This is a genomic window from Bacillus sp. N5-665 (assembly GCF_022637375.2).
GTDB classification, from domain to species: Bacteria; Bacillota; Bacilli; order Bacillales; family Bacillaceae_G; genus Bacillus_A; species Bacillus_A wiedmannii.
The window spans coordinates 79187-104967 of record NZ_CP093324.1; the positions used below are offsets into that span (position 1 = coordinate 79187).

Here is a 25781-nt window from a genome sequence, read left to right on the forward strand (position 1 = left end):
ATTATTATGAAGGTTGATTTTTATTGATTTTCAAAGCATAGGAGATCCCTATGCTTTTTTTAATGGGAATAGTCATGTCAAATAGAAAAATTATTTAAATAGCGGTCACATTTTGGTCACAAACCTTAAAAGTTTATTCCCTTTGTTAAATCAAATCCCCTCCACAAACCATGTAATAAGGCCAATTCTCATTACAAGGTTTATGATAGAAGAAAGTGGTCAGACTTTCAATTGGTCGGTAATGTGAAACTGTATAAAAATAAGTGGTTTTAGTATCCATATACTTTTAGTGACCACCAAATAGATACGTAAATGTGACCAAAATAAAAGAGCGCTCATTAATAGCGCTCAGTAAAAAAAGTTATATGGAAAGATTTATTCAATCCCGTTCGGATCATAAGAATACTGCTGCTTATTCTCAATCCGCTCAATTACGTCTTGCAATTCATCCGGCTTCAGAAACTCAATTGGAGAGAATTCTTTTTCAAATGTAAGCGTATCAGCTTCTATCATAAGCACATATCGGTCATTTACCTTTGCAATATGTATTTGATCCCCGAAATCAGCAAGCAGGGCCTTCACAGAGATATGATCTGCTTTTAGCTTCAATTCCACTTCAGGAGTATGCTCGACGATTTGAGCGGTAGCTTCCATTACTTCTTCAGTTGAAAATTGTTCCATAATTTCGCGTTTCGGACTGGCAGCCCATACTTCCATTGCTTGATCGAATTGCTCGCGTTCTTCCGTACCTTCTTCAAATACATCTTCAATTTGATCGTATACCATGTCCATTACTTGTGTTTTCATAATTTCAGGCATAGAGCGTTCGTACTCGACAAATTTTAAGAAGTCTTCAAAGTAGCGGGCGTGTGATGCTTGATGTATTTTTAGTTCACCCACTTCGACTATACCTTCTTCAGGCATGTAGGGGTACTGGATGATTTTCATATGGTTTCTGTTGTTTACAGCTTCAAAAAACTCATCTGGAGAGATCCTTCTCTTAAATGGGTGATTAGAATAACTTATTCAGTGGATGAAATCTCTCGCTACTTTCCTTCAACTTGTTTGAAAACATCTTCAAGTTACATTCAGTTGTCTTTGTGTTGATATAACGTAAATTTCTAATCCATAATACCTAGTTATCCACTATAATGAAATTACCATATACAGCACATTTAAGGACTCCAAGGTGGCTCTTAACGATAAAAGGAAGCGTCAAAAAGGATAAGAAAACAGGTAAGTATTTTTATATTGTGGACATTGACATTGATTTACTAACAGGTAGAAGAAAGAAAAAGAAGAGGAGGGAATTCATTACTAAATAAGAAGCAGAAAATGCGTTAACAAAGCTGCTTTCAGAAGTTCATACTGGAACATACATAGAACCTAGTAAGCTACTTTATGGTGAGTATCTGGAGAGTTGGTTTAATACAAAGAAACACAGTGTTGGTATCCAAACAACAAATGTCCTGAAAGGGGATTTAAACAGTCGTATCATTTCTTCTCTAGGCAATATCAAACAACATCATTGCACATGCAAAACTACGTTAATTCACTGCGAGACGAAGGTTTAAAGAGAGGAACAATCGAGAAGATAATCAAAAGCATTCAAAAATCTCTTGAACATGCAATAGATTTGGAGTTAATCACCAAAAATGTTGCAGTTAAAACAAAGTTACCTAAAACTGATAAGGAAGAATTAACGGTGTGGAACGAGCAATAGGTAGAGTTGTTTTTGAAAGATGCACAGGATATTAGATATTTTATCGTCTTTCATATGGCCCTTGTAACTGGAATGCAACAGGTGAATTGCTAGGGCTACGGTGGAGAGATGTTGATTTAGAAATAGCAAAAGAGTTTTTCAGCTTTGCTAACAAAAAATCGGAAGGAAGATGTTTTGAAGATGAGGATGTTAAGTATCTTAAATTCTTCAAAAGTTAAGAGTGTAGGCTAGGTGGTAGATAGCTAGACATTTTATGTATGACGAAGATGAAGAATAAATAATAGTAGAATAATTGAAATATAGGCGTGAACCTTGGTTCACGTCTTTTTTGCGTTATTTTCAGTTTCTCCGTTACAAAATCGACTTAGGGTCGGATTTAATAGCGTGAGAGACGAGTAGTAGCTGGACACCCCTCTACTGGCGCCTCTTCCAAGATATACGAATAAGAAGTTTCGAAGCTTTTTTGAAATTAACGTTACGAAGTAATTCAGGGATCGGATTTATACGTAGGAAAAAGAATTCAATAACAATCGGAGGTAGTTACTATTGAAAAATCAATATCGTGAACTTTAAGTGACAGCGCTTCGCTGATACGTAAGAATGTGTCTATAAGAGATTCATAATAACGTAATCTTGAAAATCGCTATAGCTTTGTTTATTTGGAGTATCAAGTAAACGTCGTAATTGTATCTATCTTTCTGCTAAGACCTTTGTAATCGAGGAAATATGTAAAGTATCGGAAGTTTTCTTTATACTGATGCAAAGTGCGTGTAGCTCGTCCTTCAGCTACCTTGGCATGATAGAATCTCTCGAACAAATCGTCAATCGTTTGTGTAGCGAATATTCGTCACTATGTCTTTACACGTGTTCCTTTATGTTTTGAAACTGTTACTTCATTATTAAGTGTTATAGAAAAAACGAAATGGGAGGCGTATAACTACCCGTTGCAGCCGACCGCCACCCTGCGTCAAGTCAATGTTAAGTCAACGGAAAATAAAAACCGCATCAAACATTAATTTGACACGGTTTCTACAACTATGACCCCGGAGAGGCTCGAACTCAAAACCTCCACCCTGTATAGGTGGGGGGGTTAATTTATTACTTTTCTTCCTGCATTATAAAATTCCAAAAACGTTTTAATTCTTCACGCTTTTGGGATGGAGCAAGTTTTATATCATTTAACCATTGATCTAGTTCTTTATTGTTTCTGTCCTCTTTAACATTAGAATCTCGCCCTAGAAGGAAATCAGTAGATACATTAAAGTAATCTGCTATACGTATCAAGGTATTGTAATCAGGTTGACGTTCATTGCGTTCATACATACCAATTGTACTTTCACTTAGTTGAAGCGATTGGGCAAGTTCTTTTTGTGTAATGCCTTTTTGTTTTCTTAAATCACGAATTATATTTCCAAACGTTTTCATTCTATCACCTGATAATATATTAACACATTATGTGTTAAATAATTAAAATTTTTAAAAGTTGATAATTATAATCTATTGACAACACAAATTGTGCGGTTTATATTTTAATTAACAACACGAAATGTGTCTTTAGGGGTGAGAATGTATGAATTATGAAAGAGTAGCTGAAAATCTAATTAATTTAAGAAATGGAAGATCTAGAGAAGAGGTGGCAAAAGCAGTGGGAATCAGTATTAGTACATTACAGATGTATGAAAATGGACAGAGAATCCCACGAGATAATATAAAAATAAAACTAGCGAATTTCTATGGTGTTACAGTTCAAACAATTTTTTTTGATTCAGAACAACACGAAGTGTGTTGAAAAATGTTAGATTTTTAAGATGATGTAGTGATTTTTTAGAAATGTAAACTTAGAAAGTGTTTTAGGCAATTTTACATAAAAATATAATTTTTTTATTATTATATATAAATTATAGGGGTGTATTTACATGAACATGAAAACATTTGAAATGCGTGAAAAACGATTAGCAGAACTACTAGGTGCAAAAGTACTATGGGAATTTATAAGTGCCGTAACAGAGGAAATTGAAAAGCAGGAGTTAGAGTCTACACCTGGATTATTAGAAGATCTATTCACACATGTGAAAGAAACGATTCAAATTCAAAATATGAATCAACGCATAACAAAAGCCCCTGTACAAACAGAGGCTGGTAGTTTAGATAAAGAGACATTATATATGGAAGCATATGTAGAATTAATTAATCATAAGTTTGTTATTTCTGAATTAGCTGTAGAGCTTTCATCTGTTCTAAAAGAATTAAATTGTTTTGTTCAATCATCTTTGCCACTGCTTCAAAATAAGCTTGGTTCTCAAGAACGTCAATCTTCTTCTCTTTAGGGAGTGATTGAAGTATTTCTTTTATTTCTTTACACTCGTATATGTTATTCTCCGAGTCTTCGATTAATTTATTGCGACGATTGGTGTATTCAAGTGCACCTAAAGTCGCTAATGCGCGAGGATCTAATCCTAGAATTTCCATGTATTTCTCTCCTTTCCTATACAAATAATTCGATAGAGGAAAGGAGATTCCTTTAGTAATTTGGTGAAGTCTTATAAAACAAAAGAAATATACGTTCATCTGATAAGTAGTTTTCGAAAAAAGTAATTTGATTTTTATGTAAACTAGAATGTGAGTGTAGTACCTTAAGATTGCACATTTAATAAAATTTAATAAAGGGAGTACATATTCCAATGTTTTTTGTAGGAGAAAACTTCGCATTAGATTAGAAGTGAAGGAGCTATATTGCTAATATATTTTTATTGTTTAAATGTAAGTGTTCACATCTCTAGAGACTGTCTTGAAGTTCTTTACTTGTTTTACCTCACTTATGCTGAATATACTGTCTTAAAGTTAAATAAACTACTAAACTTACAGTTTATAACTATTATTTGCTTTAAGGATTTATATGTGAAAATCTCTCTATATATGGTAATATTTAACCTGAAATAGGAGATTTGGAACAGTTATTCTAAACTTTATTTATCAAGATGAATAAAAAAATCTTGATTGCAACTTCTAATAATAAAAATAGAGTTTTTATCTAAGTGAAATCAACTTTCTATTAAAAAATGATTAAATAATATCGGGATTTATGGGGGTAACATATGTATTCGAGGGAAAATATAAAAATTGGTGCAAGAATTTTAACTGAGAAACAAGCTACAGTTCTACTACCTAATTATTTGAAAATAAATAATCAAATAAATCAGTTTAGGGAAGAGGCTAAAAGGTTTAATGAAAATTTTGAAAGTATGAATGTTGATGATTATCAAAGGTATGAAATGTACACGAATTTTGATAATGTAATTTCAATATTGGGAGAAAGAGGTTCTGGTAAAACATCGGTATTCTTAACTTTAAAAAAGGTTCATGATTTGGAATATAAAAATAAAGATATAACGTTGCCCTTAATTGTTCCTGATAATTTGGGAGATACAAGTGATGCTCTGGGATGGATTATATCTTATCTGGAAAAATATGTAGAGGAACTTCATCCTGATTTAAAAGCAAATGAGAGAAAAAATATTGCTTATTATGGTTCGAATAAATGCCTAGAGAATGAAGATAGTGAATTGAGAACTAAATATAAAAAGTTAAGAAAAACTTATGAGATTAGAAAAAAAATATATTTAAACAAGATTTTGGAAAGAGATGAAGGTACTAAAGAATATCTCAGTGATAAAGCCAAAATGACCCAAGCCGATCATTCATTAATTGTAGACTTTAATAATTTTATTAATGCTCTAGTAATAGCTAAAAAAAAGCTTAGCTTTAATAAAGAAATCGAGCCTCTAATTCTTGTATTTTTTGATGATGTAGATATAAGTGCACATAGATGTCCAGAGGTATTAGAAACAATAAGGAATTATCTTAATCACCCTAACATAGTTGTTTTTGTTTCAGGGGATTTTAAAGTGTTTTCAGAGATAATATGTTTAGAATTTCTTAGAAAAGAAGGAGTGAACAGTGAAGATTATAATAAAGTATTTGTACCGGTTCAACAGTTACAAGAGAAAGAAGTAGAATCTTTTTCAGCATTAGAATTAAGAAAGGAAAGAAGTCAAGAATATTTAAAGAAAGTTTTACCGCCTTCTTTTAGATTTTACATGAAAAAATTAAGTGATAGAGATAAGAGTAACTTTTCTTATGAATTTGTTGAAAGGAATACTTCGAATAATCCCACACTATCTGAATTAATTTCTAAAATTGAAAATAAAGGTAATAAAATTTCTTGGGGAATAGGGGATAGAGAGGGAGAATTTTCAATAAATAATGAAAAAATCCCTTATGCTTTCTTTGGCATTTTCGATGATAATCCAAGAGGATTAATCAATCCGTACTACTATCTATATCAAAAAGTCCATTTAAGTGAAAATCAACAATGGGATATAAGCGATATAAATCAATTCTTACAAATTATTTTAAATTCGTCAGTCAAGTTTCAAAAACATAAAGAAATTATTGACAATATTATAGTTATTAATGAATCAAGTCCAGTTATAGCTAACTCAGAGTTTTTAGTAAGTATTAACTACGATGTACTTATGGATTTATTTCTTCAAAATTCTTTAAATAATAGGGAAGAAAGCATAATAATAGAAGAGTTTACAATATTGTATATACTCTGTTTGTTCTTCGAAAAAATAATGAAGTTAGTAATACCTAACTACTTTAATTATCCATCTGGAAATCTATTATCTAAAATTTTGAATCATAAGAATGAGAATTTATTTCCAGATATAGCAGATGATGAATTATTATTACATATCTATTCAGCATTTGATAACAAAGCCCCTTTAAATAGTAATAAAATATTTATAGAAGAAAATGTGGGAACTCAAAGACTAGAGCAAGTTTATTTCGAAACATTAAATAAGTTTATAGTAGTTAATACGAATTATTATATTCCTGAATATTACAGTTTTGGCTATGAAGGCTTAATTTACTTATTTCAACTTGTATTTCAAAAGGATGAGAATTGGGTAAAAAATAAAATAAAATTTATAAATAATAAGGGGAAATCATACAGGGAAATTTATTTTGATGTCATAGAGTTAGTGAAAAATAAATTAAGTTTTATAGATGATGTAGAAAGAATTCATCTAATCCCAAACTATATGTCTGATGAATATTTGTTAAATAAGGAATACTTAGAGGATCGCTTACATGATTATTTTGAAAAACTTGAAGATGCTTATAGCGATTTTAAAGGAATGCTACAAATTGAGATGAAGCATTTCATTAAATCAGGTTTGGATTTAGAAAGGTTAATTCAACAAAAAGACGCTTTAATTAATAGTTTGGATTTTATTGATGATCGAATAGAGTCAATTACTAATCAGCTCAAAGTTACAGAAGAAGAGTTGGTGAATATTGGGAATAAAGAAAAGTTAATTAAAACTAGAAGAAGAATGTTGAATAAAATTAAAGAGTTAGAAGCATTTACTCAAAATGAATTACGAAAGGAAGAATGGGATTCATTTAAAAAAAGCTTTATTATTGTGAGAGAATCATTAGAAGATATATGGATTGATCAAAATGATATAGTGACAGATCAAATACCAGATATTATTTTTGATCCAAAGAAACTATCTAAAGAATATGAAAAATTAATTCAAGAAGATTTAGAGGAATTAACTAGAGTAGGTATAATTGTAAAAGATAAACACGTGGTAATAAGAAAAGATATAATTAACTTTATTGAAAAATACTTTATGGAAGAGCAAGAAAGTTTATTATTGAAAGCGCATCTACCACTGGATATAGAGGGAAGAAGAAAACAAATTAATGACTGGAATAACGAGCTAGATATATTAATTAGTGAGTTTAATAGAGTGAAATCAGAGAAAGGAAATACGGAAATGCAAATTGAAAATATAAATCTTCAATTTGATTTGGAAGTTTCCGAATCCCTTGAAGTTTCAGGAGGATTACAAAATAAATTTAAAGATTATTTGTTAAGTTCAATTTATCAACAAACAAAGGGTATTCTTGGATATGGAGATAGAGATTTAAAACTAAAAACGGAAGAATTATTAGAGGTCTTGAAAGTATATGAAGAAAGTATAGAAGAAGCTAAAAACTTTTTAATTGATAGCGAAAAGCCTATAGATTTCGAATCTACTATGCATGAGGATAGTTTGGATATCAAATTAGATGAAGATGACAGAGCGATATTACGAACTCTTATAAAGAGAAAAGATGTAAGTATCCAAATTAAACAAATTGTTTCCGAACTTCAAGAAAAAGAAATAATGGAACTACATGTAGATTCAATTAGTAGGTTAATAAGAGAATTGAAAAGATATCTAGATTCAAGATTAGGAGTTACTACATTATTCTATAGAACAAGAATTACTAACATTATTAGAAAACTAGAGGAGTATAAAAATAAACCTTCTAATATTTTTAGTGAAGGACAAGAGTTTCTAAAGGTCACTCTACCGGCCCTTAATGACATAATTGCTCCTTATATCTATACGAAGGTATTGGTGGAGGATAGACGTATTAATGAAGAGAAAGCTACAGTTTATTGTAGGGAATTGAAAAAAGAGTTAGAAAAATTTGTGTTTCAAAAAAGAAACGAAAATGAGCAAACAAGATTTGTCCGCTATTTAGAAAAAAAACTGTTTGTTGAGTAAGGTGACAGAAAATGTTAAATGATAAAATTGAACTGCAATTAAAGATACTGACAACATCTTTAAATGAATATGCTTTTTATAAAAATGATATTATTGAAGAGTATTTTAATAAAGAAGAAAAAGATGAAGGTCACGGAAATGTATATTTTAAAAAACTTTTAAAGATTATGTACCCGATTATTACTCGTAATAATCGGGTACATAATCTAGATGAAGTAAAGCTACTTATAAAAAAATATTATTATCCTAATAGTAATTTGATAAAAGAAAACCTTTTTGGAAATAATGCATCTTTTTTCTATATGAATCTATTAAATGAATTAAGTCGAGTGTTCATTACTCATAGGAATGGAAAAATAGCTTTGAAATATTGGGAAAGTGCAGAAGAGGAAAATTTATTAGGACCATATCAAGGTATATATAAAGTGGCTTTATGGAATTCTCTAAATCGTATTTTTACAACTGATATTCTAGTTATTATTTATTTGCTTGATAATGGAATGGAAGATGAGCGTTATTTAAAAGGTTATCATTCACATGTCAGTTTGGAGGACATTGAATTAAATCAGATTTTACAAAAAGGCATGAGTGAAACTCATATGCATTTTAGTGCAGGAGGGCACTTTACATTAAACTGGCAGGCTCTAATGTCTCCTACAAGAAAATATATATCTCAAGCAGCTGAACGTGATTTTTTCTATACCAATGAACTAATAGGTGCCGATTTTGACCTCTATAAGTATACTTTAGCAATGTCATCTTTAAGGTTATTATTGGGTAATTTTTTAAGATACCATTATCAATCTGGTTTATCTCATAAACTAAGTATCAATGAATTTTATACTAGTTTTTATGATAAAATAACCATTGATGAAAAAGAAGAAGTTAATACACTAACTTTTCTTCATAGTATAGCTACTGGAGAAGATTTAACACAGGACAATGACTATTATTTTTATTTATATGAAGGAGTTAAAGATATATTAAATATTGAGCTTAAGACACCTCATGAAAATTTAAAATGGAAAACTTATCTAGCTGTAAAAGATATACTGCATAGTGTTATAGGTTCATATGGAGAGTATACAACTGTTGAAAATGTATTTCTTTTTAAGTGTTTAAAGTATATGAAGTTTATCAATAAAAATGATACCCTTTTTCATAAATTATTTTGGCAATATATTAGAGTTAAAAATGAAAAATTCAAATTAGAAATTCAAAAGAATAATATTAAAGGACTAGAATATTTTAAGGGGTATATTGAACGTGCTACCGATACAGTTGAAATAGATGAATCAGATATAGGGAAATGGGGATTAATACTCCATACTATAGTCCACAAATCAAGTATTAAGAAATTAGAATTAAGAATAACTGTAGGAAAAGGGCAAACCGTACATGAAAAAGTTAACTCTCTAGTTAAAAAATTGAAATCTTTTTTTAACGCTTATAAACAATTGATTAAGGATTTTGTATTAGAGAGAAGGATAGCTCCTCAAATAGGAATTATAATTCACTTTATAAAAGAAGAAGATATGTCTTTAAGTTCAAAATGTTGGAAAGATGATAAGAAAAAAATGTATTTTCATGAATTACAACAGCGCTATTATATGGAAATGAAAGCTGTAAATGAACTAAGAGAGACGGTTCCAGGTTTGGCAGATTACTTAGTTGGAATCGATGCAGCTAATTTAGAAACAAATACAGAGCCTTGGGTGTTTGCGCCTATTTATAAAAGAGCTAGAAATAGTGATTCTCATAAATTGGTATATTACGATTATCCTATTAAAACGATTAGGAATTTAGGTTTTACATATCATGTGGGAGAAGATTTTAGACATATGATAACAGGTTTGCGCCATATAGACGAAGTTATCGAGCATTTTCAATATCGCTCTGGTGATAGAATAGGACATGGCATTGTTTTAGGAGTTCCCGCAGTGAGATGGGCAAAGAAACATAAGGTTGTAATCTTACCTAAGCATGAGTATTTAGATAACCTTCTTTGGCTATGGGGGCTGAATAGACAACATAACTTAAGTATACATATAGAAAATTTAGAACTAAAAATCTTGAAAATTGCAGAAGAAGTTTATAAGGACTTGGAAGGTTTAGATGTATTTAAATTATGGAAGAATTATAGAGAGAAATTTAATTATTCTGATTGGAGTAATGATGAAGCCCAAGATTGCTCTAAAGTTCAATGTCCATTGTTAAAAAAAGAACATGAGAAGAGGTGGGATTTAACCGGTTTAAAATATGCACAGCATTGCAGTTATTATAATGAACAATTAAGTAGGCCGATACAAATTGAAATCAATGATGATGAGGTTGCTATTATTCAATCTATACAAGATTTTATAAAGGGAAAAATATCAAGAGAAGGAATTGTTGTAGAAACAAACCCTTCTTCTAATATAGCTATAGGTGAAATGGAGCATATTTTTGAACATTATATTCATAATTTAAATCAGGTTAATTCCACTTCAGATTCTATTAAGGTAACTATAAATACTGACGATCCAATAGTATTTAATACTAATATAAGCAATGAATACGCTTATATATTTTACTCCTTAATAGAAAAAGGTTTTTCTCGTGAGCAAGCAATTACATGGATTGATAAAATTCGAAAAAATGGAATGACTAGTAGCTTTATTGAAACTAGAGATATAGACAATGTTAGTTTAGAAGAAGAAATACAAGGTATATTAAAAAGATTGAATGAGTTTTAAACTTATATATAGGATAACGAAAATAAAAGGTCAAATCTCTCTAACTAAAAGTTAATTCTTCCAATATATATAACATAAATAACAAGTTATAAGAATGGGTATTATTTTGAATGTTTAATATTAACTTAGACTGTATTTGATATTTTAAAGAGTGTAACTAAATACAATAGGATTATTTTTTAGAGGGCTGCTTTGATATACTTGTAAAATAAAAAATGTAGTTACATCCATATTTGCAGTGACTAGATTAAAGTCAAGTGTTTGGATGCTAAATCGTACAATAAGATATACTGATAAAGTGTTAGAAGTTAAATTATAATAGATGTTAGTTATGTTCGCTCGTATATCTATTACTAAGTTACTGTATATAAAAAAGTAGCTGCTCTTCAAAAAATGAAGTGCACCCCAATTGTTAGACACAGTCTAACAATTGGAGGTGCATTTTTTTATGGCTAAATTTTCTTCAAAAGAAAAAATCCAAGCGGTGAAACGATATGTAGATGGTACAGAAAGTGGAAAAACAATTGCTAAATCTATAGGAGTTACTCCTGTTGTACTTCGTGAGTGGATTAGACGATATGAATCTTCAGGTGAAAGGGCCTTTGAAAAGTGCTATACATTCTACCCAGCCCAGTATAAACTAGATGTACTTTATTATATGAACGAACACGGGACATCTATCAGAGAAACAGCAGCACTTTTCAATATTCGGTCTTATGAAACACTTCGGAAATGGAAAATAGCTTATGAAACAAGAGGAGTGGATGCCCTACAACCAAAGAAAAAGGGGCGTCCAACCATGAAAGATAAAAAAATAAAACCAGTAGTTGAAGGATCAATCGAAGCCTTACAAGCAGAAAATGAGCGTTTACGTATGGAAAATGCATATTTAAAAAAGTTGAATGCCTTAGTTCAAAACAAGGAAAAATCACCAAGCAAGACAAAGCGCAAGTAATTTACGAGTTAAGGCATGAATTTCCTGTCAAGGAGTTACTTCAACTCGCCAATATTCCGCGTAGTACGTACTATTATTGGATAAAACAGTTTAATTGTCCTGATCCAAATGCGGAGGTAAAAAAACTGATTCAAGCTATTTATAATGAACACGATGGGTGTTATGGCTATCGTCGTATTCGCGATGAACTTATGAATCGCGGGCATAAAGTAAATCATAAAAAAGTGTATCGTCTTATGAAAGAATTAGGGTTAAAATGTCTGGTTCGTATGAAAAAATATCGCTCTTACAAAGGAACAGTTGGGAAAGTTGCGCCGAATATTTTAAATCGCAACTTCCAATCAGAAAAACCAAATGAGAAGTGGGTTACAGATATTACGGAGTTTAAGTTATTTGGGGAGAAATTATACCTATCACCAATGTTAGATTTATTTAATGGTGAAATTATCACGTATACAATTGGGGCAAGACCGACCTATTCCCTTGTTTCAACAATGTTAGACCAAGCTCTTGATTGTGTAGCCGATCCAGATAAACTCCTCATTCACTCTGATCAAGGTTGGCACTATCAAATGAAACAATACCGTCATTCCCTTAAGAAGTGTGGCATAACTCAAAGTATGTCTCGCAAAGGAAACTGTTATGATAATGCTGTTATTGAAAATTTCTTTGGTATCATGAAATCAGAATTTCTGTATCGAAAAGAATTTGAAAGTATAACACATTTCAAACAAGAATTAGCAAAGTATATAGACTACTATAATCATAAAAGAATTAAGGCAGCCTCTAGGGTATGAGCCCGGTACAATACCGGGCCTATACCCTAGAGGCTGCCTAATGAAACGACTTGTCTAACTTTCGGGGGTCACTTCAAAACAGAGGCTGATGGTATAAATAAAGATACATTATTTATGGAAGCATATGTAGAATTAATCAATCATAAGTTTGTTATTTCTGAATTAGCTGTAGAGCTTTCATCTGTTCTAAAAGAATTAAATTGTTTTGTTCAATCATCTTTGCCACAGCTTCAAAGTGAGCTTGATTCTCAAGAACCTCAATCTGCTTCTCTTTAGGAAGTGATTGAAGTATTTCTTTTATTTCTTTACACTCGTATATGTTATTCTCCGAGCCTTCGATTAATTTATTGCGACGATTGGTGTATTCAAGTGCACCTAAGGTCGCTAATGCGCGAGGATCTAATCCTAGAATTTCCATGTATTCCTCTCCTTTCCTCTACAATAATTCGATAGGGGGAAGGAGATTCCTTTAATGAATTAGTAGAGTCTTTATATAGCTATACAAATTGTTAATGTTTAGTAGACATGTTACCTAGCAGGAATGTAATAGAATCAGACTTTAAAGAGCTTTTAAAAAGGCTCAAAAGAAAGGGGAATCCAGTAATTCTCACTCTTTTTTCTTAAATGCTAAATATGAAATGGTTGTTTCTTTTTATCATGAATTGTACATTGGATTCTTTAAGGAAGATTAGATAGCTATAGGGTATGTAATACGAATAGATAAACAAAATGAAAGAGAATTGTAACCCTCAGTATTATAGGGAATATTAAGTGGTTATCAAGTAATATGTCTTAAAGTGTTTAAAAGTGGGAATCTATGTATCACTCGTTACTTAAAAAGTAAAAGATTAGACATTAAAATAGTGAAAAGTATTTAAGTTACTTGTATAGATGAAATAATGGAGCATAACAAATTAAAACACGATGAAACATGTTGAAATAAATAGAAGGGGATCTTGAGGTAGGCTAAGGAGAGAAATAAGGCATGCTGAGAAAGTGGCTATTGAATTCGATGAAGTTAAAGTGTAAAAGGTGTCACTTATGAAAGAATATCTATTGCTAATTTACTCTATATAAAAAAGAAGCCGTACAAAAGTACAGCTAGACTTCTACACAAATTTATATGGCCTTAATGACGAATTGGGATTGAGGTATATATAGTAATTGAGCTGCTAAAGAAGTTGTCGTGTTAGCAAATGGGTATGTTTCCTTATAAGGAAAATTACTATACACTATTTCATTCATTTCCAAGGTCGTAAACAGTTTTTTAAGAATGTTTTGAGAGATTTTATTTGTACAAGCAGCAATAAAATCAAAATCTTTTTTACTTATTTCTTGAATGGCATGTGAAAGAAGGCTGGTGACTATCCCACTTCCCATCCAATCTGGATGACAAGCGCCCATGTCTAGATAGACCAATTTTTCTTTATCCAAATGAGAAAACTCAATAGATTCTGTCTCTAATGTATCTAAAAGTTGAAAAATAGGTTCCATTTGCGGGCATAGTTCAATCGCTTTCTCTGTATCTATTAGTGGCTGGGTTACTTTTTTTGTTAAAAGAACTCCAACAATTTCAAAATTATCTATTGCTACAAATGACATAGCTTGAGGTACAGCTTTCTTTATCATTTCTTCGCACATTGTGTGAAAAGGAGCAAAGGGAATTTGTAAACTGCTTACAAGAGGTTCGTTATTCACAAAAGAATGTGCAAGTAAATGTGCTGCATCTTTCACGTGGTGTGTATCTAGTAGCTCTATATTCATATGTTTTTCCTCTTTTCCTGATATAGTTAATAGTAATTATAAGAATAAAGATTTTTATTTAATTTAGTTAAATTTAACTATTAAAGCGCTAACAAATGTGGTTATTAAACATATGAATAAATCTGTTTAGTATCAATCGAAATATGCTCATAAAGAAATGATACGATATCATCTAAACATTCAACAGTTGTATATGGAGAGATAGAAAAGAATTTTAATGTGGAAATTGGATTTCTATCGTTACTGTTTAATACATCTACTACACAAGAACGAGTTGTATCACCAAAAAATACTTGATCGCGATTTTTTCCTAGATAATTAAATAGTTCTATATTTAATCGGTTTGTAACCTCAATCTCTTCTTTTGTTGCAAGACCCATTCTTTCTTTTTCCCAATTTTCTTGGCCATCTCCATTCATATAGAAACGGAAGGTTGTAATTGGTCCATATGTAAAATCATTTGTGATTGCGACTTGAGGTAGAGCCTCACGCAACTTCTCTCTAAATAATAGATTTACACGAACATAATTTGCTAATAATTTTTGATATCCTTCAATTCCAAAGGCTAATAGATTGATATACATCGGAATAGCACTACCAGCTCGTGAACATTCTAAGGTATAGCCTGTATGATAACTCCCATAGGATCTATTACCAAGATAAGGTGTATCATCTTGTTCAATGTCCATCAGTTGTAAATCAGTATGATTTTTTACGATTAAAATACTTGAAGCATAAGGTGTTTGTCCTAATTTATGAAAATCAAAACATACACTGTCCGCAAGGGACATATATTGCATTTTATCTTGTACGTATTGTAAGGCATTTTTTACATTAGGCTCAAATGAGAGTGAATTTTCTTCAAAACTATAATTATTAAAGAAACTATAGAATCCGCCCATTGCAGAATCCGCATGGATATAAATTGGTTTTAATTTATATTTTTTTTGTATTGCTTCAGCGCTCTCTTTAATTTTTTTTATATCATCAATGGTAAATGTATCTGTTGACCCCATAGTAGCTAGAATATAAAGGGGGATACCGCCATTTTTAATAACTTGTATCATTTTAGCCTCTAAATCATCTATATCCATAGAATTTGTATAGGGATCAGTTTTCACTTTTATTAAGTGATTCGACCCTATGCCAGTTGCTTCAGCTGACTTTAATAAACTATAATGTGCATTTTCAGAAGCAAAGCAATAAACATTTTGTGGAGCACCATGTTCTTTTGTTAATGGGAATTGTTTGGAAATTGCTAAACGTAAGCTCGAAAATACACAACCTTGTCCACCCCATGTTGTATAACCACCGCTATTATGTGGATTATAACCAATCAGTTTTGAAAGCATGGATACAACTTTTACCTCTGCTTCAGCTGCCCCTGGACCATAGACATCCCAAACGCCATTACCATTTAAAAGTGCCATGGTTAGTACACCTAATAGTGAAGGTATACTTGGTAGTGGTACAGCGTTAGACAAGTAATATTTATTTGGATAAGGATGTCCATTCATAAATTGGTTTAGCTCTTCTATAACCTCAGACATGGTGATTCCAGCTAGTGGAATATGACTTTGGTGAATTAAGCCATTGTAGTATCCTTCTGATTTTTCCTCACATTTACCTAAAGTAGCTCGCTCTTCATTTTTTAATTGATCAAGATTTTTAATTATTTTCTGCATAGATTCTAATAAAAGTTGTTGTTTTTCTTCATTTCCATCAACGCTCGGAAATAGATTTAAAATATCTTGCATGCAGTCACTTCTCCTTGTAAAAAAACTGGATTTTTATTTTACTTGGTTAAACATAAGGGTATAATAATTTGTAATTGCCCTTTTGAATACTTAGAAATGAGGAGCTATTTAGAAAAAAATGTAATTCCATAGAAGATTATATGAACTATGGAATTTAAAGTAAAGAAAATTTTTTTGATTTATTTTAAAAAAAGTAATTGTGAGATAATGGAGTTTCTAAAAAAATATCTGAATTAATTGTTTATTTAATTTATATGTTGTCCTAATATGTATTCAACTAGCGTAGTAGATATTTTAATATAATGTAGAACTATTATAAGGTAGTTGAATATAAGGGCACAACTACCTTATAAACTGTAGATATTGTTGGGAAAAGATAAAAAAATAAGGTGGAAGTGTTAAAGATATGTTCTAGTGGAGAAGAAATAGTAGTATGGATTTGGTAGTAAAATCAGCATAATTTTTATAGAAGAATAATTATTCGATTAAAATTTCTTAATGAATTCAATTTCATTATTTAATAATAATGGACGAGTTAAGTGTGAAGAATTTTCTTCAACCTGGGTAGAATTTTTTGCGCCAGGAATCGCAACTGAAACGGCTGGGTGGCTTAAAACATAACGTAAGGCAATTTGCGCTAGACTTCGATTTGATCGTACAAGTGAACCTAATTTCTCTACTTTGTTTAAGCAATCTCTAAACCACTTTTCTTGGGGCCAATCTTTTCTTAAATCATCGTCTGGAAATTGAGTTTCATGATTAAATTTCCCAGTTAAAATTCCCATCTTAAGTGGGCCTCTTATCACAGCACCTAAATTATGTTTTTCAATATAAGGAAGGATGTTTTTTTCAGGTTCTTTATTTAAAATACTATAATCGAATTGTACAACATCTAAATCATCATTCTGATTAAAATGTTTAATATAATCTAAATCATTAGTAGAAACGCCAACTGCTCTCACTTTACCAGATTTTTTTAAGGTTTGGAAAGCTTGTAGAAAGGCTTCTGTTTCTTCATGTTTATCCCACCAAATATGACAAAAGTACACATCTATATAATCCGTTTTAAGCCGCAGTAAACTAGCATCAAACGCATCAATGATCTTTTGAGGATCTCCATAAACGGCTGGTTGATTGGCGTCATAATGATGACCAATTAATCCACCTTTTGTAGAAAGAATGATATCCTGCCTACGTTTATTTATAGCTTTTGCAACTAACTTTTCACTATGACCTAATCCATAAACGTCAGCAGTGTCAATAAAATTAACCCCTAGGTCAATTGCTTTATTGATTGCATCAATGGATTCATTATCTTTTACTGCTCCCCATTCATCTCCACCAATTGCCCAAGAGCCGAATCCTATCTCTGAAACTATTAATCCCGTTTTACCTAATAATCTATATTCCATTTTATACGGACTCCTCCTTTTCAGTGTATATTATTAGAAATATACATAGTGACCAGTTGGAATATTCTTGAATTTGGTTTCGGGGTGTAAATTAGAGTGTATATTTTAATAAATCTATATGAGATTACTTTATAAAAAGTAATTGTAATTATTAGTAAAATGGTTTTTTATGCTTAAATTGAATAAAAGTATGAAATTTCACGGTATAAATATGAATTTTATTCATCATTTTAATAACTATGCAATAAGCGAAATAAATGTTGAATTTAGTCGGGAAATATACATTTACAAATCGCAGAATGTGTACATATAGTTGTAATTGTAAATATTATCCGCTTTGAAATATTTATAAAAGGAGAAATTCATATGAAGGAAATACAAAAGCAATATGAAATTGTAGAAGAATTGGATGCAACAGTAGGGCAAGAAGCATTATGGATAGCTCATCAAATGGAATTAGAAAATGGAATGAACAATGAAGCTACCATAATAAAGCTAAAAGGAAATCTTCAAATAGATAATATTAAGAAAACGCTTACTTTAGTGGTGCAATCTCACCCGGCGCTACGTACACTATTTATTAAGAGGGACGAAAAAATTAAACAATTCATTCAAAAGAGTATAGATTTTGATATACCAATTAAGGATTTAACTGCTTTTAAAAACACAGAACAAAAATTTATTTTAAAAAAATTCTTAGACTCTATAGTGAATGAGAAATTTAATTTAGAAGAAGGGCCTTTGTTTAAATTCCACATCATTAAATTGTGTGAAGATGAATTTATTTTACATATGATTTTTCATCACATTATTTATGATGGATGTAGTTTAGGAATTTTTATCCAACAATTGTCTCATACGTATTGTGAATTACTTCAAGAAAATACGGGTTTAGTATTAGAATCTCCTTATAAGAGCCTTGTAGAATTTGAGGAAGGTTTTATTGACAGTGCAATATATAGAGAAGGATCATCCTATTGGAAAGATTATTTACAAGGTGAATTACCTCCTACAGAGTTTCCTGCTACTATTAATAAAATGAATGAACCGATATATACGAACAAAAATATAAGTAAGAATATTGATGCCGATCTATTTTATCAAATACAATGTTTTGCTAAAAGAAATAACATAAGTGTCTATCGGGTTATGTTAAGTACTTATTGTGCCTTGCTTCATCAAATGACAAATGCTGAAGAAATTATTGTAGGTATTCCAATTAATACTAGACCACAAACGGAAGAAGGGAATGCTTTTGGTTATTTTGTTAATACATTACCTATACGTATAACAATAGAAAAAGGTGATACATTTAAGGGAATACTTAACAAGGTGAATGAATCTGTTCATTTGGCTATTAAGTATAAACATAATCCATATTCACATATAGTAAGAGACTTAAATCTAAATAATAATACACATCATAATATGATTTATTCAACAGCATTTAATACGGTAAGGATACCTCAATTGAAAATTCCCGATATTGAGTCCACAGTTTTAACAGATTGTAAAAGAGTAAATCCTTTTAACATGACCTGGAGAATAATGAGATATGAAGGGGAAACAGAGAATAAAATTGAGATTGACTATAATTCAGCATTATATAAACCAGATAGTATGAATGATTTAGTTGAAAGATATATATATTTGTTACAAAAACTAATGAAGAATGTGAACGAACCTATCCATTCATTGGATTTACTTTTAAAAAAGGATCATCGTTTATACAAAGATATAAACTCAAATACTCTTGCATATCCTAATTCAAAAACAGTAGATCAATTAATTGATCTACAAGCATTAAAATCGCCAAATCAAATAGCGATTTCAATTGGGGATAAATCGATTACCTATTATGACTTGCAGCAAAGGTCAAATCAAATTGCGAATTATTTACGTGAAAATGATATAAAAAAGGGACAGCGTGTAAGTATTACTATGGTGAGAGAGATCGATACAATTGTATGCATTCTAGGTATACTAAAATCAGGTGGAGTTTATGTACCAATTGATCCAAAGTTTCCTGAAAAAAGAATAGAATTTATATTAAAAGATAGTGAAAGTCAAATGATTATTACAAAGAAAGAATTCAGGGGATTAATTGAAAGTTTTGCGATTCATACAATTTATCTAGAGGATTTTCATTACACTGATTTTATAGAAAATATCGCGTCTACACATACCATAGAAGATGCAGCCTATATTATCTACACGTCAGGTTCAACAGGTTTACCAAAAGGTGTAGTTGTACCACATAGAGGAGTAATTAATTTATCATATTCATTAATGAATCAATTTCATTTAGACAAAAATGATGTATTTTTACAATTTGCAACGATGATTTTTGATGCCTCCATTTTGGAAATGTTTCCGATTTTGTTATGCGGAGGAAGAATGCATGTAATTTCTGAAATGGAAAAACGTTCTGCAGAAGAATTTATAAATGTAATTAACAAGAATGGTATTACATTTGTTCTTTTACCAACTGCATTTTTTAAATTAATAGTTGATATGCCAAAAGAAATGTTGCTTAAATTAAATTCCTTAAAATGTGTATTTGTAGGAGGGGAAACCATACCTACTGAATCAGTTCGTAAATGGCAAAGTAAAGTAGGGTTAAAGATTCCAATTCTTAACGCATATGGTCCTACCGAAGCTACTGTATGTACAACCATTTATGAAGTAAATCATGAGATAAAAGAAGAAACTTCTAATATCCCAATAGGTAAACCAATTGCTAATAGTAAAGTTTTCGTGGTCAGTCCGTTCAACACGTTATGTCCGTCAGGAGTAGTAGGTGAATTATTCATTGGTGGTGATGGAGTTGCTAAAGGATATATAAATCAAAAGAAAAAAACAGAAGAGGCATTTATTTATTTCGAAAAATCATATAATCTAAATAAAAAAATATATCATACTGGGGACTTAGTACGTCTTTTACCAAATGGAAACTTAGAATTTATCGGAAGGAAAGATAATCAAGTAAAACTACGTGGGTATCGAATTGAGCTTGATGAAATAGAAAGAGCATTATTTAGACACCCAGAGGTAAAAGATGCAGTAGTAGTAACTTATCAAAATGACAAAATTGCTAGCTTTTATGTATTAAAAGACAATACAGAGATAAAACAAGGGAACTTAAAAACATTCTTAAGTGAAAGATTACCAGATTTTATGATGCCAAATTATATATTTCATCTTAAAACATTTCCATTATCACCAAGTGGTAAGGTTGATAGAAAAAAATTAGAATTACAAATCCCATCTTTACTTGAAAATATGCAAAATCAATATATACCACCAATAAGTGGCACAGAAAAAAGGTTGGCAAAAACATGGTCAGAGATTTTAAATTTAGGGAAATATAGAATCAGTAGAGATGACGACTTTTTTAAACTTGGGGGACATTCATTAATTGCTGTGCAAGTATTAAATCAAATTCAAAAAGAGTTTCATTTGAAAATAGAAATTAGAGATATTTTTGAGCATACAACAATTGCTAGTCTATCTGCTTACATCGATAAATTAATGGAAGTAAGTCATGATAGGGAAGAACAGAAGATGCAAATATTAAAAGTTGCAGATAAGGAAAGTTATCAGTTATCAAGTGCTCAAAAAAGAATCTGGTTTTTAAATAAATCAAACGCTATTAATAGAGTATACGATACACCACTACACATATATATTGAGCCGAGTTTGAAAAAAGATATTTTACAGGACGCCATAAGGTTTTTAGTTGAACGACACGAGATGCTCCGCACAGTGTTTATTGAAAAAAATGGGGAGCCTAGACAAGTCATATTAAAATCAATAGCGATTGACCTGATACACCATGAGATTGAACACATGGCTAAAAAGGAACAACAAGAATATATACGTAGAACAATAAAGCAAACGGATCATACACCATTTGATTTGGAAAATGGACCGCTTTTCCGGATTAGAATTTTTAATCTTGATAAGAAAAAATCCTATTTATATATCAATTTACATCACATTATTACTGATGAGTGGAGTGTAAGGAATTTATTAGATGAATTAATGAAGGTATATAGCGCCTTTGCTAAACGAAGAAATCCTGAGTTGCCAACTATTTCTAATCGATATGTAGATTATGTTGAGTGGGAACAGGAGCAGTTAAAATTAGGTCGGTGGGATACAGAAAAATCTTATTGGATGGCCGAACTTGCAGCACCTCTTCCTATACTAAATCTTCCTTTAGATTTTAGTAAGAATTATCAAAGTACAAATAGAGGTACAGTATTTGAAATGAAGTTAGATAATAAAATGAAAGAGTCTTTTAAACAAGTATGTGAACAAGAGAATGTTTCGATGTATATGCTATTTTTGGCAGCATATATTCAATTTTTACATTATCTAACGGATCAAAAAGACATTATTGTAGGTACACCGGTTGTTGGAAGGAATTATCAAGAATTTGAACAAATACAAGGATTTTTTGTAAATACTTTAGCGATTAGAACACAATTAAATGATGTAAAAAATTTAAAACAGCTATTACAAGTAGTGAGAGAAAAATGTTTGAATTCTTTCCAAAACCAATCATACCCATTTGATAAAGTAATTGAGCAAATAAATCCGGATAGAAGCTTTGGAAATAACCCGATCTTTTCTACTATGTTTAGTTATCAGAAAGATATTCTGCAACAACATGATGCGTACAAGCTTCAATTGTTACCTAATAAACAAGATGTTAGTAAGTTTGACATTTCTTTAGCTGTTGAAGAAGGGTTGGATTATCTAGGGATTTCATTTGAGTATGATCTTACCCTTTTCAAGGAAAAGTCAATTAATAGATTTACTCAAAATTTACTTAATATAATGGACGCATTTATTCATCAACGAACAGTAGCATATGAAAATCTTTCATTCCTATCACAGGAAGAAGAATCTCTATATAAAAAGGTAAATCAGACAGAAAGAACATATCCTTATTTTCAAAATATACAGGAGCAATTCTATAAGCAAGTAGAAAGACAATCAAATCGGATTGCTATAGCGACTGAAACGGAATCTTTAACATATAGACAATTAAATATGAGCTCTAATCAAGTAGCTCAACATTTAATCGGAAAAGGTATAAAAAGAGGTGATAAGGTAGCCATATTTTTAGATAGAAGTATGAATAGTATCGTTTCTATGCTTGGAATATTAAAAGCCGGTGCTGCCTATATACCAATCGATGTAAAATACCCTGAGGATAGAATAAATTATATAGTTAGTGATAGCGAGGCATGTAGAATTATAACGAGTAACAAATACAAAAGTCATTTGAATGTAAGCAATTATATGGTTTCAATAATAGAGGATATATATCGTACGACTATAAATGATGATGTGAAAATTTTTAATAAGCCAGATGATTTGGCATATGTGATTTATACTTCAGGATCAACAGGCAAACCAAAAGGTACATTATTAACGCATAAAGGAGTATTAAATTTAGTTGAATGGAGAAATGAAGTATTTCAGATTTCACCAAATGATAAAGTAACACAGTTTTATTCTCATAGTTTTGATTCTTCTGTATCGGAAATTTTTTCTACTTTGTTAAATGGAGCGGAGCTGTATGTATTAAGTGATGAACAGCGCTATTCAACTGTCGAATATGCCCAAGCAGTCCAAGAAATACAAGCAACTATTTCTGATTTACCAACAGTATTTTTTAATGAATTATCGACCTCATTAACTAAACCGGATAGCGAGAAGATACGTTCTTTAAGATTTATGATAATGGGAGGGGAAGCTGCATCAACAAATGCTATTAGGAGTTGGCAAAATACTTTTAAAAACCAAGTGCAACTGGTAAATGAGTATGGTCCTACTGAAGCAACTGTTTCAGCGATGTACTATTTCATACCAGAATTAGAATGCGAAAATAACATTTTAGGTAGCATACCGATTGGTATTCCAATTTCTAACACAAAGGTTCATATATTGAATTCATATATGCAACATTGTCCGGTAGGTTGCATGGGTGAATTATATATTGAGAGCTTAGGATTAGCCAAAGGGTATTGGAAGCAGGAAGAGAAAACAAAACAGGCATTTATTGCAAATCCATATTCAGAAGATAACAGTAAAAGGTTATACCGAACAGGTGATTTAGCAAAGTGGTTACCAAATGGAAATATAGAATTTATGGGAAGAAAAGATAAGCAAGTTAAAATTAGAGGGCACAGAATTGAACTAGGGGAGATAGAAGATGCAATATTACAATTTGAGGGGATAAATCAGGCTGTGGTAACACAAACGAAAGATGGAATGCTATTGCAAGCTTATTATAAAACAGTGGACGCTATAGGGATAGAAAAAAATAAGTTAGCTGTACATTTATCAAATGTATTGCCAGAATATATGATCCCTAAATATTACTCTCACGTGTTAGAAATACCAATAACGGCGAATGGGAAAATTGATTTTGAAAAACTGCCTGCAATAGAGCTTGACCATGAGCAAAAGGATGAGTGTATACTTAAGCCTCAAACTAAAGTGCAAAAAAACATTGCAAAGGTATGGTCTGAAGTTCTAAACATAAAATCTATAGGTTTAAAAGAAGATTTCTTTAATTTGGGTGGACATTCTTTAAAAGTTATGCCGGCATTAGTTAAATTAAAACCGTTATATCCTAACTTGAAAATTCAAGACTTCTTTAAGTATAGAACAATAGAAAATTTAGCCTCTCATATTGAAGAAATGGAAAAGATGTCGTTAAAGAAAGAGAAAAATATGAATGTAGCATGTATGGAAAATGAAACGATAACGCCTCCTGCTTGTAAAAGAAATAAAATAAAAGAATGTGAGATAGATAGGGTGAATTATCCAAAAGCAGTTTTCCTTACAGGGGCTACAGGATATTTAGGAGCACACATTTTAGAACGCTTATTACAGTTGCCATCTACGACTATTTACTGTCTAGTAAGAAATAATGAGGATCAAGTAATTGGTTCAAAGTTAAAAGAAAGAATGATGTTTTATTTCGGTAAAGAAATTCTCCAAAAGTTGGAGGAGAGAGTAGAATTAATTGAAGGAGATTTATCTTTGATAAATCTAGGTCTAGATTCAAAGCAATTGGACCATTTAAATAATAAGGTAGAGTCAATCATACATTGTGGTGGAGAAGTTAGACACTATGGAGAACGTGAGCATTTTCAAAAGGTAAATGTTCAGTCTACAAAATATTTATTGGAATTAGCTAAGAATACAAATGCACGTTTTCATTATATATCGACTTTAAGTGTGGCTGGACAGGCTGAAAGCGATCCAAAAGAATTTGAATTCCTTGAGTCTAATTTTGATAGAGGTCAAAATTTAGATAATGTGTACTTAGAAAGTAAGTTTCAAGGCGAGAAAATGGTCAGAGAAGCAATGCAAAAAGGAGTTTGTGCCACGATATATCGTGTGGGGAATTTAGTAGGTAATTCAAAAACGGGTAAATTTCAATATAATATAAATGAAAATGCATTTTATAGATTATTAAAAGGGATATGCCTATCTAACATAGCACCTGAAATTAATACGTATGTAGATTTAACGCCTGTAGACTATGGAAGTTTAGCTATTACTGAATTATCCTATAAGGCCAATACATTAAATAAAACCATGCATATTTGTAATCCAACTCAGCTTAAATGGGACCAACTTATAAATAGTTTACAAGATTTTGGATACGATATTATGTTAATGAAACAAGAAAAGTATATAGAGAAGTTTTTTAATACGAATTTAACTACTGATGAACAGAAAGCTTTAGAGCTCATAATGCCTTTATTAGAATCTGTAGAAGAACTATCGGTAGCTATACCATCTTGTTCGTATACGCAAGGATATCTGAAGAATGTACATTGTTTAGAACCAAATCAAGAATATATCAATTTGCTATTACATTACGCTATGAGTATCGAGTTTTTCCCAGCCATTAAAGAACCAATATTGCTATAGAATATACCATCGATTTTAAACAGATTGGTTTATAAATATGA

At 30.9% G+C, this 25781-nt stretch carries 10 protein-coding genes and 3 pseudogenes; 7 read left to right on the forward strand and 6 right to left on the reverse strand.

The features are described from left to right. Nucleotides 1–375: 375 nt before the first annotated feature. Nucleotides 376–948: pseudogene (locus MNO09_RS00390) on the reverse strand (DUF3900 domain-containing protein); the annotation flags it as partial. Between the two features lie 254 nt (nt 949–1202). On the opposite strand from MNO09_RS00390, the pseudogene MNO09_RS00395 reads away from it, so the two are divergent. Next, nucleotides 1203–1845 (forward strand): annotated as a pseudogene (locus MNO09_RS00395) (tyrosine-type recombinase/integrase); the annotation flags it as partial. Between the two features lie 976 nt (nt 1846–2821). Here the strand turns inward: MNO09_RS00395 and MNO09_RS00400 are convergent. Further along, nucleotides 2822–3148, reverse strand: a complete 327-nt coding sequence (locus MNO09_RS00400; RefSeq protein WP_241949957.1) for a helix-turn-helix domain-containing protein — start codon at nt 3146–3148, stop codon at nt 2822–2824. A 145-nt stretch (nt 3149–3293) separates the two neighbouring features. Between MNO09_RS00400 and MNO09_RS00405 the strand changes: the two genes are divergently transcribed. The 5 genes and pseudogenes from MNO09_RS00405 to MNO09_RS00425 all read left to right on the forward strand — a co-directional run bounded on the left by MNO09_RS00405 (nt 3294) and on the right by MNO09_RS00425 (nt 12883). Continuing rightward, nucleotides 3294–3512 carry a helix-turn-helix transcriptional regulator gene (locus MNO09_RS00405; protein WP_001105580.1) on the forward strand — a complete coding sequence of 73 codons (219 nt, stop codon included), beginning with the start codon at nt 3294–3296 and terminating at the stop codon, nt 3510–3512. 127 nt (nt 3513–3639) lie between these two features. Continuing rightward, complete coding sequence (locus MNO09_RS00410; protein ID WP_241949958.1) at nt 3640–4050, forward strand: hypothetical protein; 411 nt, start codon at nt 3640–3642, stop codon at nt 4048–4050. A 768-nt stretch (nt 4051–4818) separates the two neighbouring features. Beyond that, complete coding sequence (locus MNO09_RS00415) at nt 4819–8355, forward strand: GumC domain-containing protein (protein WP_241949959.1); 3537 nt, start codon at nt 4819–4821, stop codon at nt 8353–8355. 11 nt (nt 8356–8366) lie between these two features. Then, nucleotides 8367–11090 carry an amidohydrolase family protein gene (locus tag MNO09_RS00420; RefSeq protein WP_241949960.1) on the forward strand — a complete coding sequence of 908 codons (2724 nt, stop codon included), beginning with the start codon at nt 8367–8369 and terminating at the stop codon, nt 11088–11090. A gap of 448 nt (nt 11091–11538) precedes the next feature. Next, nucleotides 11539–12883, forward strand: a pseudogene (locus MNO09_RS00425) (IS3 family transposase). A gap of 110 nt (nt 12884–12993) precedes the next feature. On the opposite strand, the gene MNO09_RS00430 reads toward MNO09_RS00425, so the two are convergent. The 4 genes from MNO09_RS00430 to MNO09_RS00445 all read right to left on the reverse strand — a co-directional run bounded on the left by MNO09_RS00430 (nt 12994) and on the right by MNO09_RS00445 (nt 17775). Beyond that, nucleotides 12994–13260 (reverse strand): hypothetical protein, encoded by a 267-nt coding sequence (locus MNO09_RS00430; protein ID WP_241949961.1) that lies wholly within the window; start codon nt 13258–13260, stop codon nt 12994–12996. A gap of 701 nt (nt 13261–13961) precedes the next feature. Then, nucleotides 13962–14606 carry a GNAT family N-acetyltransferase gene (locus tag MNO09_RS00435; protein WP_241949962.1) on the reverse strand — a complete coding sequence of 215 codons (645 nt, stop codon included), beginning with the start codon at nt 14604–14606 and terminating at the stop codon, nt 13962–13964. 104 nt (nt 14607–14710) lie between these two features. After that, a complete protein-coding gene (locus MNO09_RS00440; protein ID WP_241949963.1) occupies nt 14711–16363 on the reverse strand; it encodes a pyridoxal phosphate-dependent decarboxylase family protein in 1653 nt (550 codons plus the stop codon). Between the two features lie 485 nt (nt 16364–16848). Further along, entirely contained in the window at nt 16849–17775 is a 927-nt protein-coding gene (locus MNO09_RS00445; protein ID WP_241949964.1) for an aldo/keto reductase, read from the reverse strand. 366 nt (nt 17776–18141) lie between these two features. On the opposite strand from MNO09_RS00445, the gene MNO09_RS00450 reads away from it, so the two are divergent. Next, nucleotides 18142–25740, forward strand: coding sequence for a non-ribosomal peptide synthetase (locus MNO09_RS00450; RefSeq protein ID WP_241949965.1), 7599 nt, complete (start codon nt 18142–18144; stop codon nt 25738–25740). Nucleotides 25741–25781: the final 41 nt, after the last annotated feature.

What these genes read in the sequence shown, in the direction of transcription:
- MNO09_RS00400 (WP_241949957.1), bottom strand. Translation starts at nt 3,148, where the DNA reads ATGAAAACGTTTGGAAATATAATTCGTGATTTAAGAAAACAAAAAGGC.
- MNO09_RS00405 (WP_001105580.1), top strand. Translation starts at nt 3,294, where the DNA reads ATGAATTATGAAAGAGTAGCTGAAAATCTAATTAATTTAAGAAATGGA.
- MNO09_RS00410 (WP_241949958.1), top strand. Translation starts at nt 3,640, where the DNA reads ATGAACATGAAAACATTTGAAATGCGTGAAAAACGATTAGCAGAACTA.
- MNO09_RS00415 (WP_241949959.1), top strand. Translation starts at nt 4,819, where the DNA reads ATGTATTCGAGGGAAAATATAAAAATTGGTGCAAGAATTTTAACTGAG.
- MNO09_RS00420 (WP_241949960.1), top strand. Translation starts at nt 8,367, where the DNA reads ATGTTAAATGATAAAATTGAACTGCAATTAAAGATACTGACAACATCT.
- MNO09_RS00430 (WP_241949961.1), bottom strand. Translation starts at nt 13,260, where the DNA reads ATGGAAATTCTAGGATTAGATCCTCGCGCATTAGCGACCTTAGGTGCA.
- MNO09_RS00435 (WP_241949962.1), bottom strand. Translation starts at nt 14,606, where the DNA reads ATGAATATAGAGCTACTAGATACACACCACGTGAAAGATGCAGCACAT.
- MNO09_RS00440 (WP_241949963.1), bottom strand. Translation starts at nt 16,363, where the DNA reads ATGCAAGATATTTTAAATCTATTTCCGAGCGTTGATGGAAATGAAGAA.
- MNO09_RS00445 (WP_241949964.1), bottom strand. Translation starts at nt 17,775, where the DNA reads ATGGAATATAGATTATTAGGTAAAACGGGATTAATAGTTTCAGAGATA.
- MNO09_RS00450 (WP_241949965.1), top strand. Translation starts at nt 18,142, where the DNA reads ATGAAGGAAATACAAAAGCAATATGAAATTGTAGAAGAATTGGATGCA.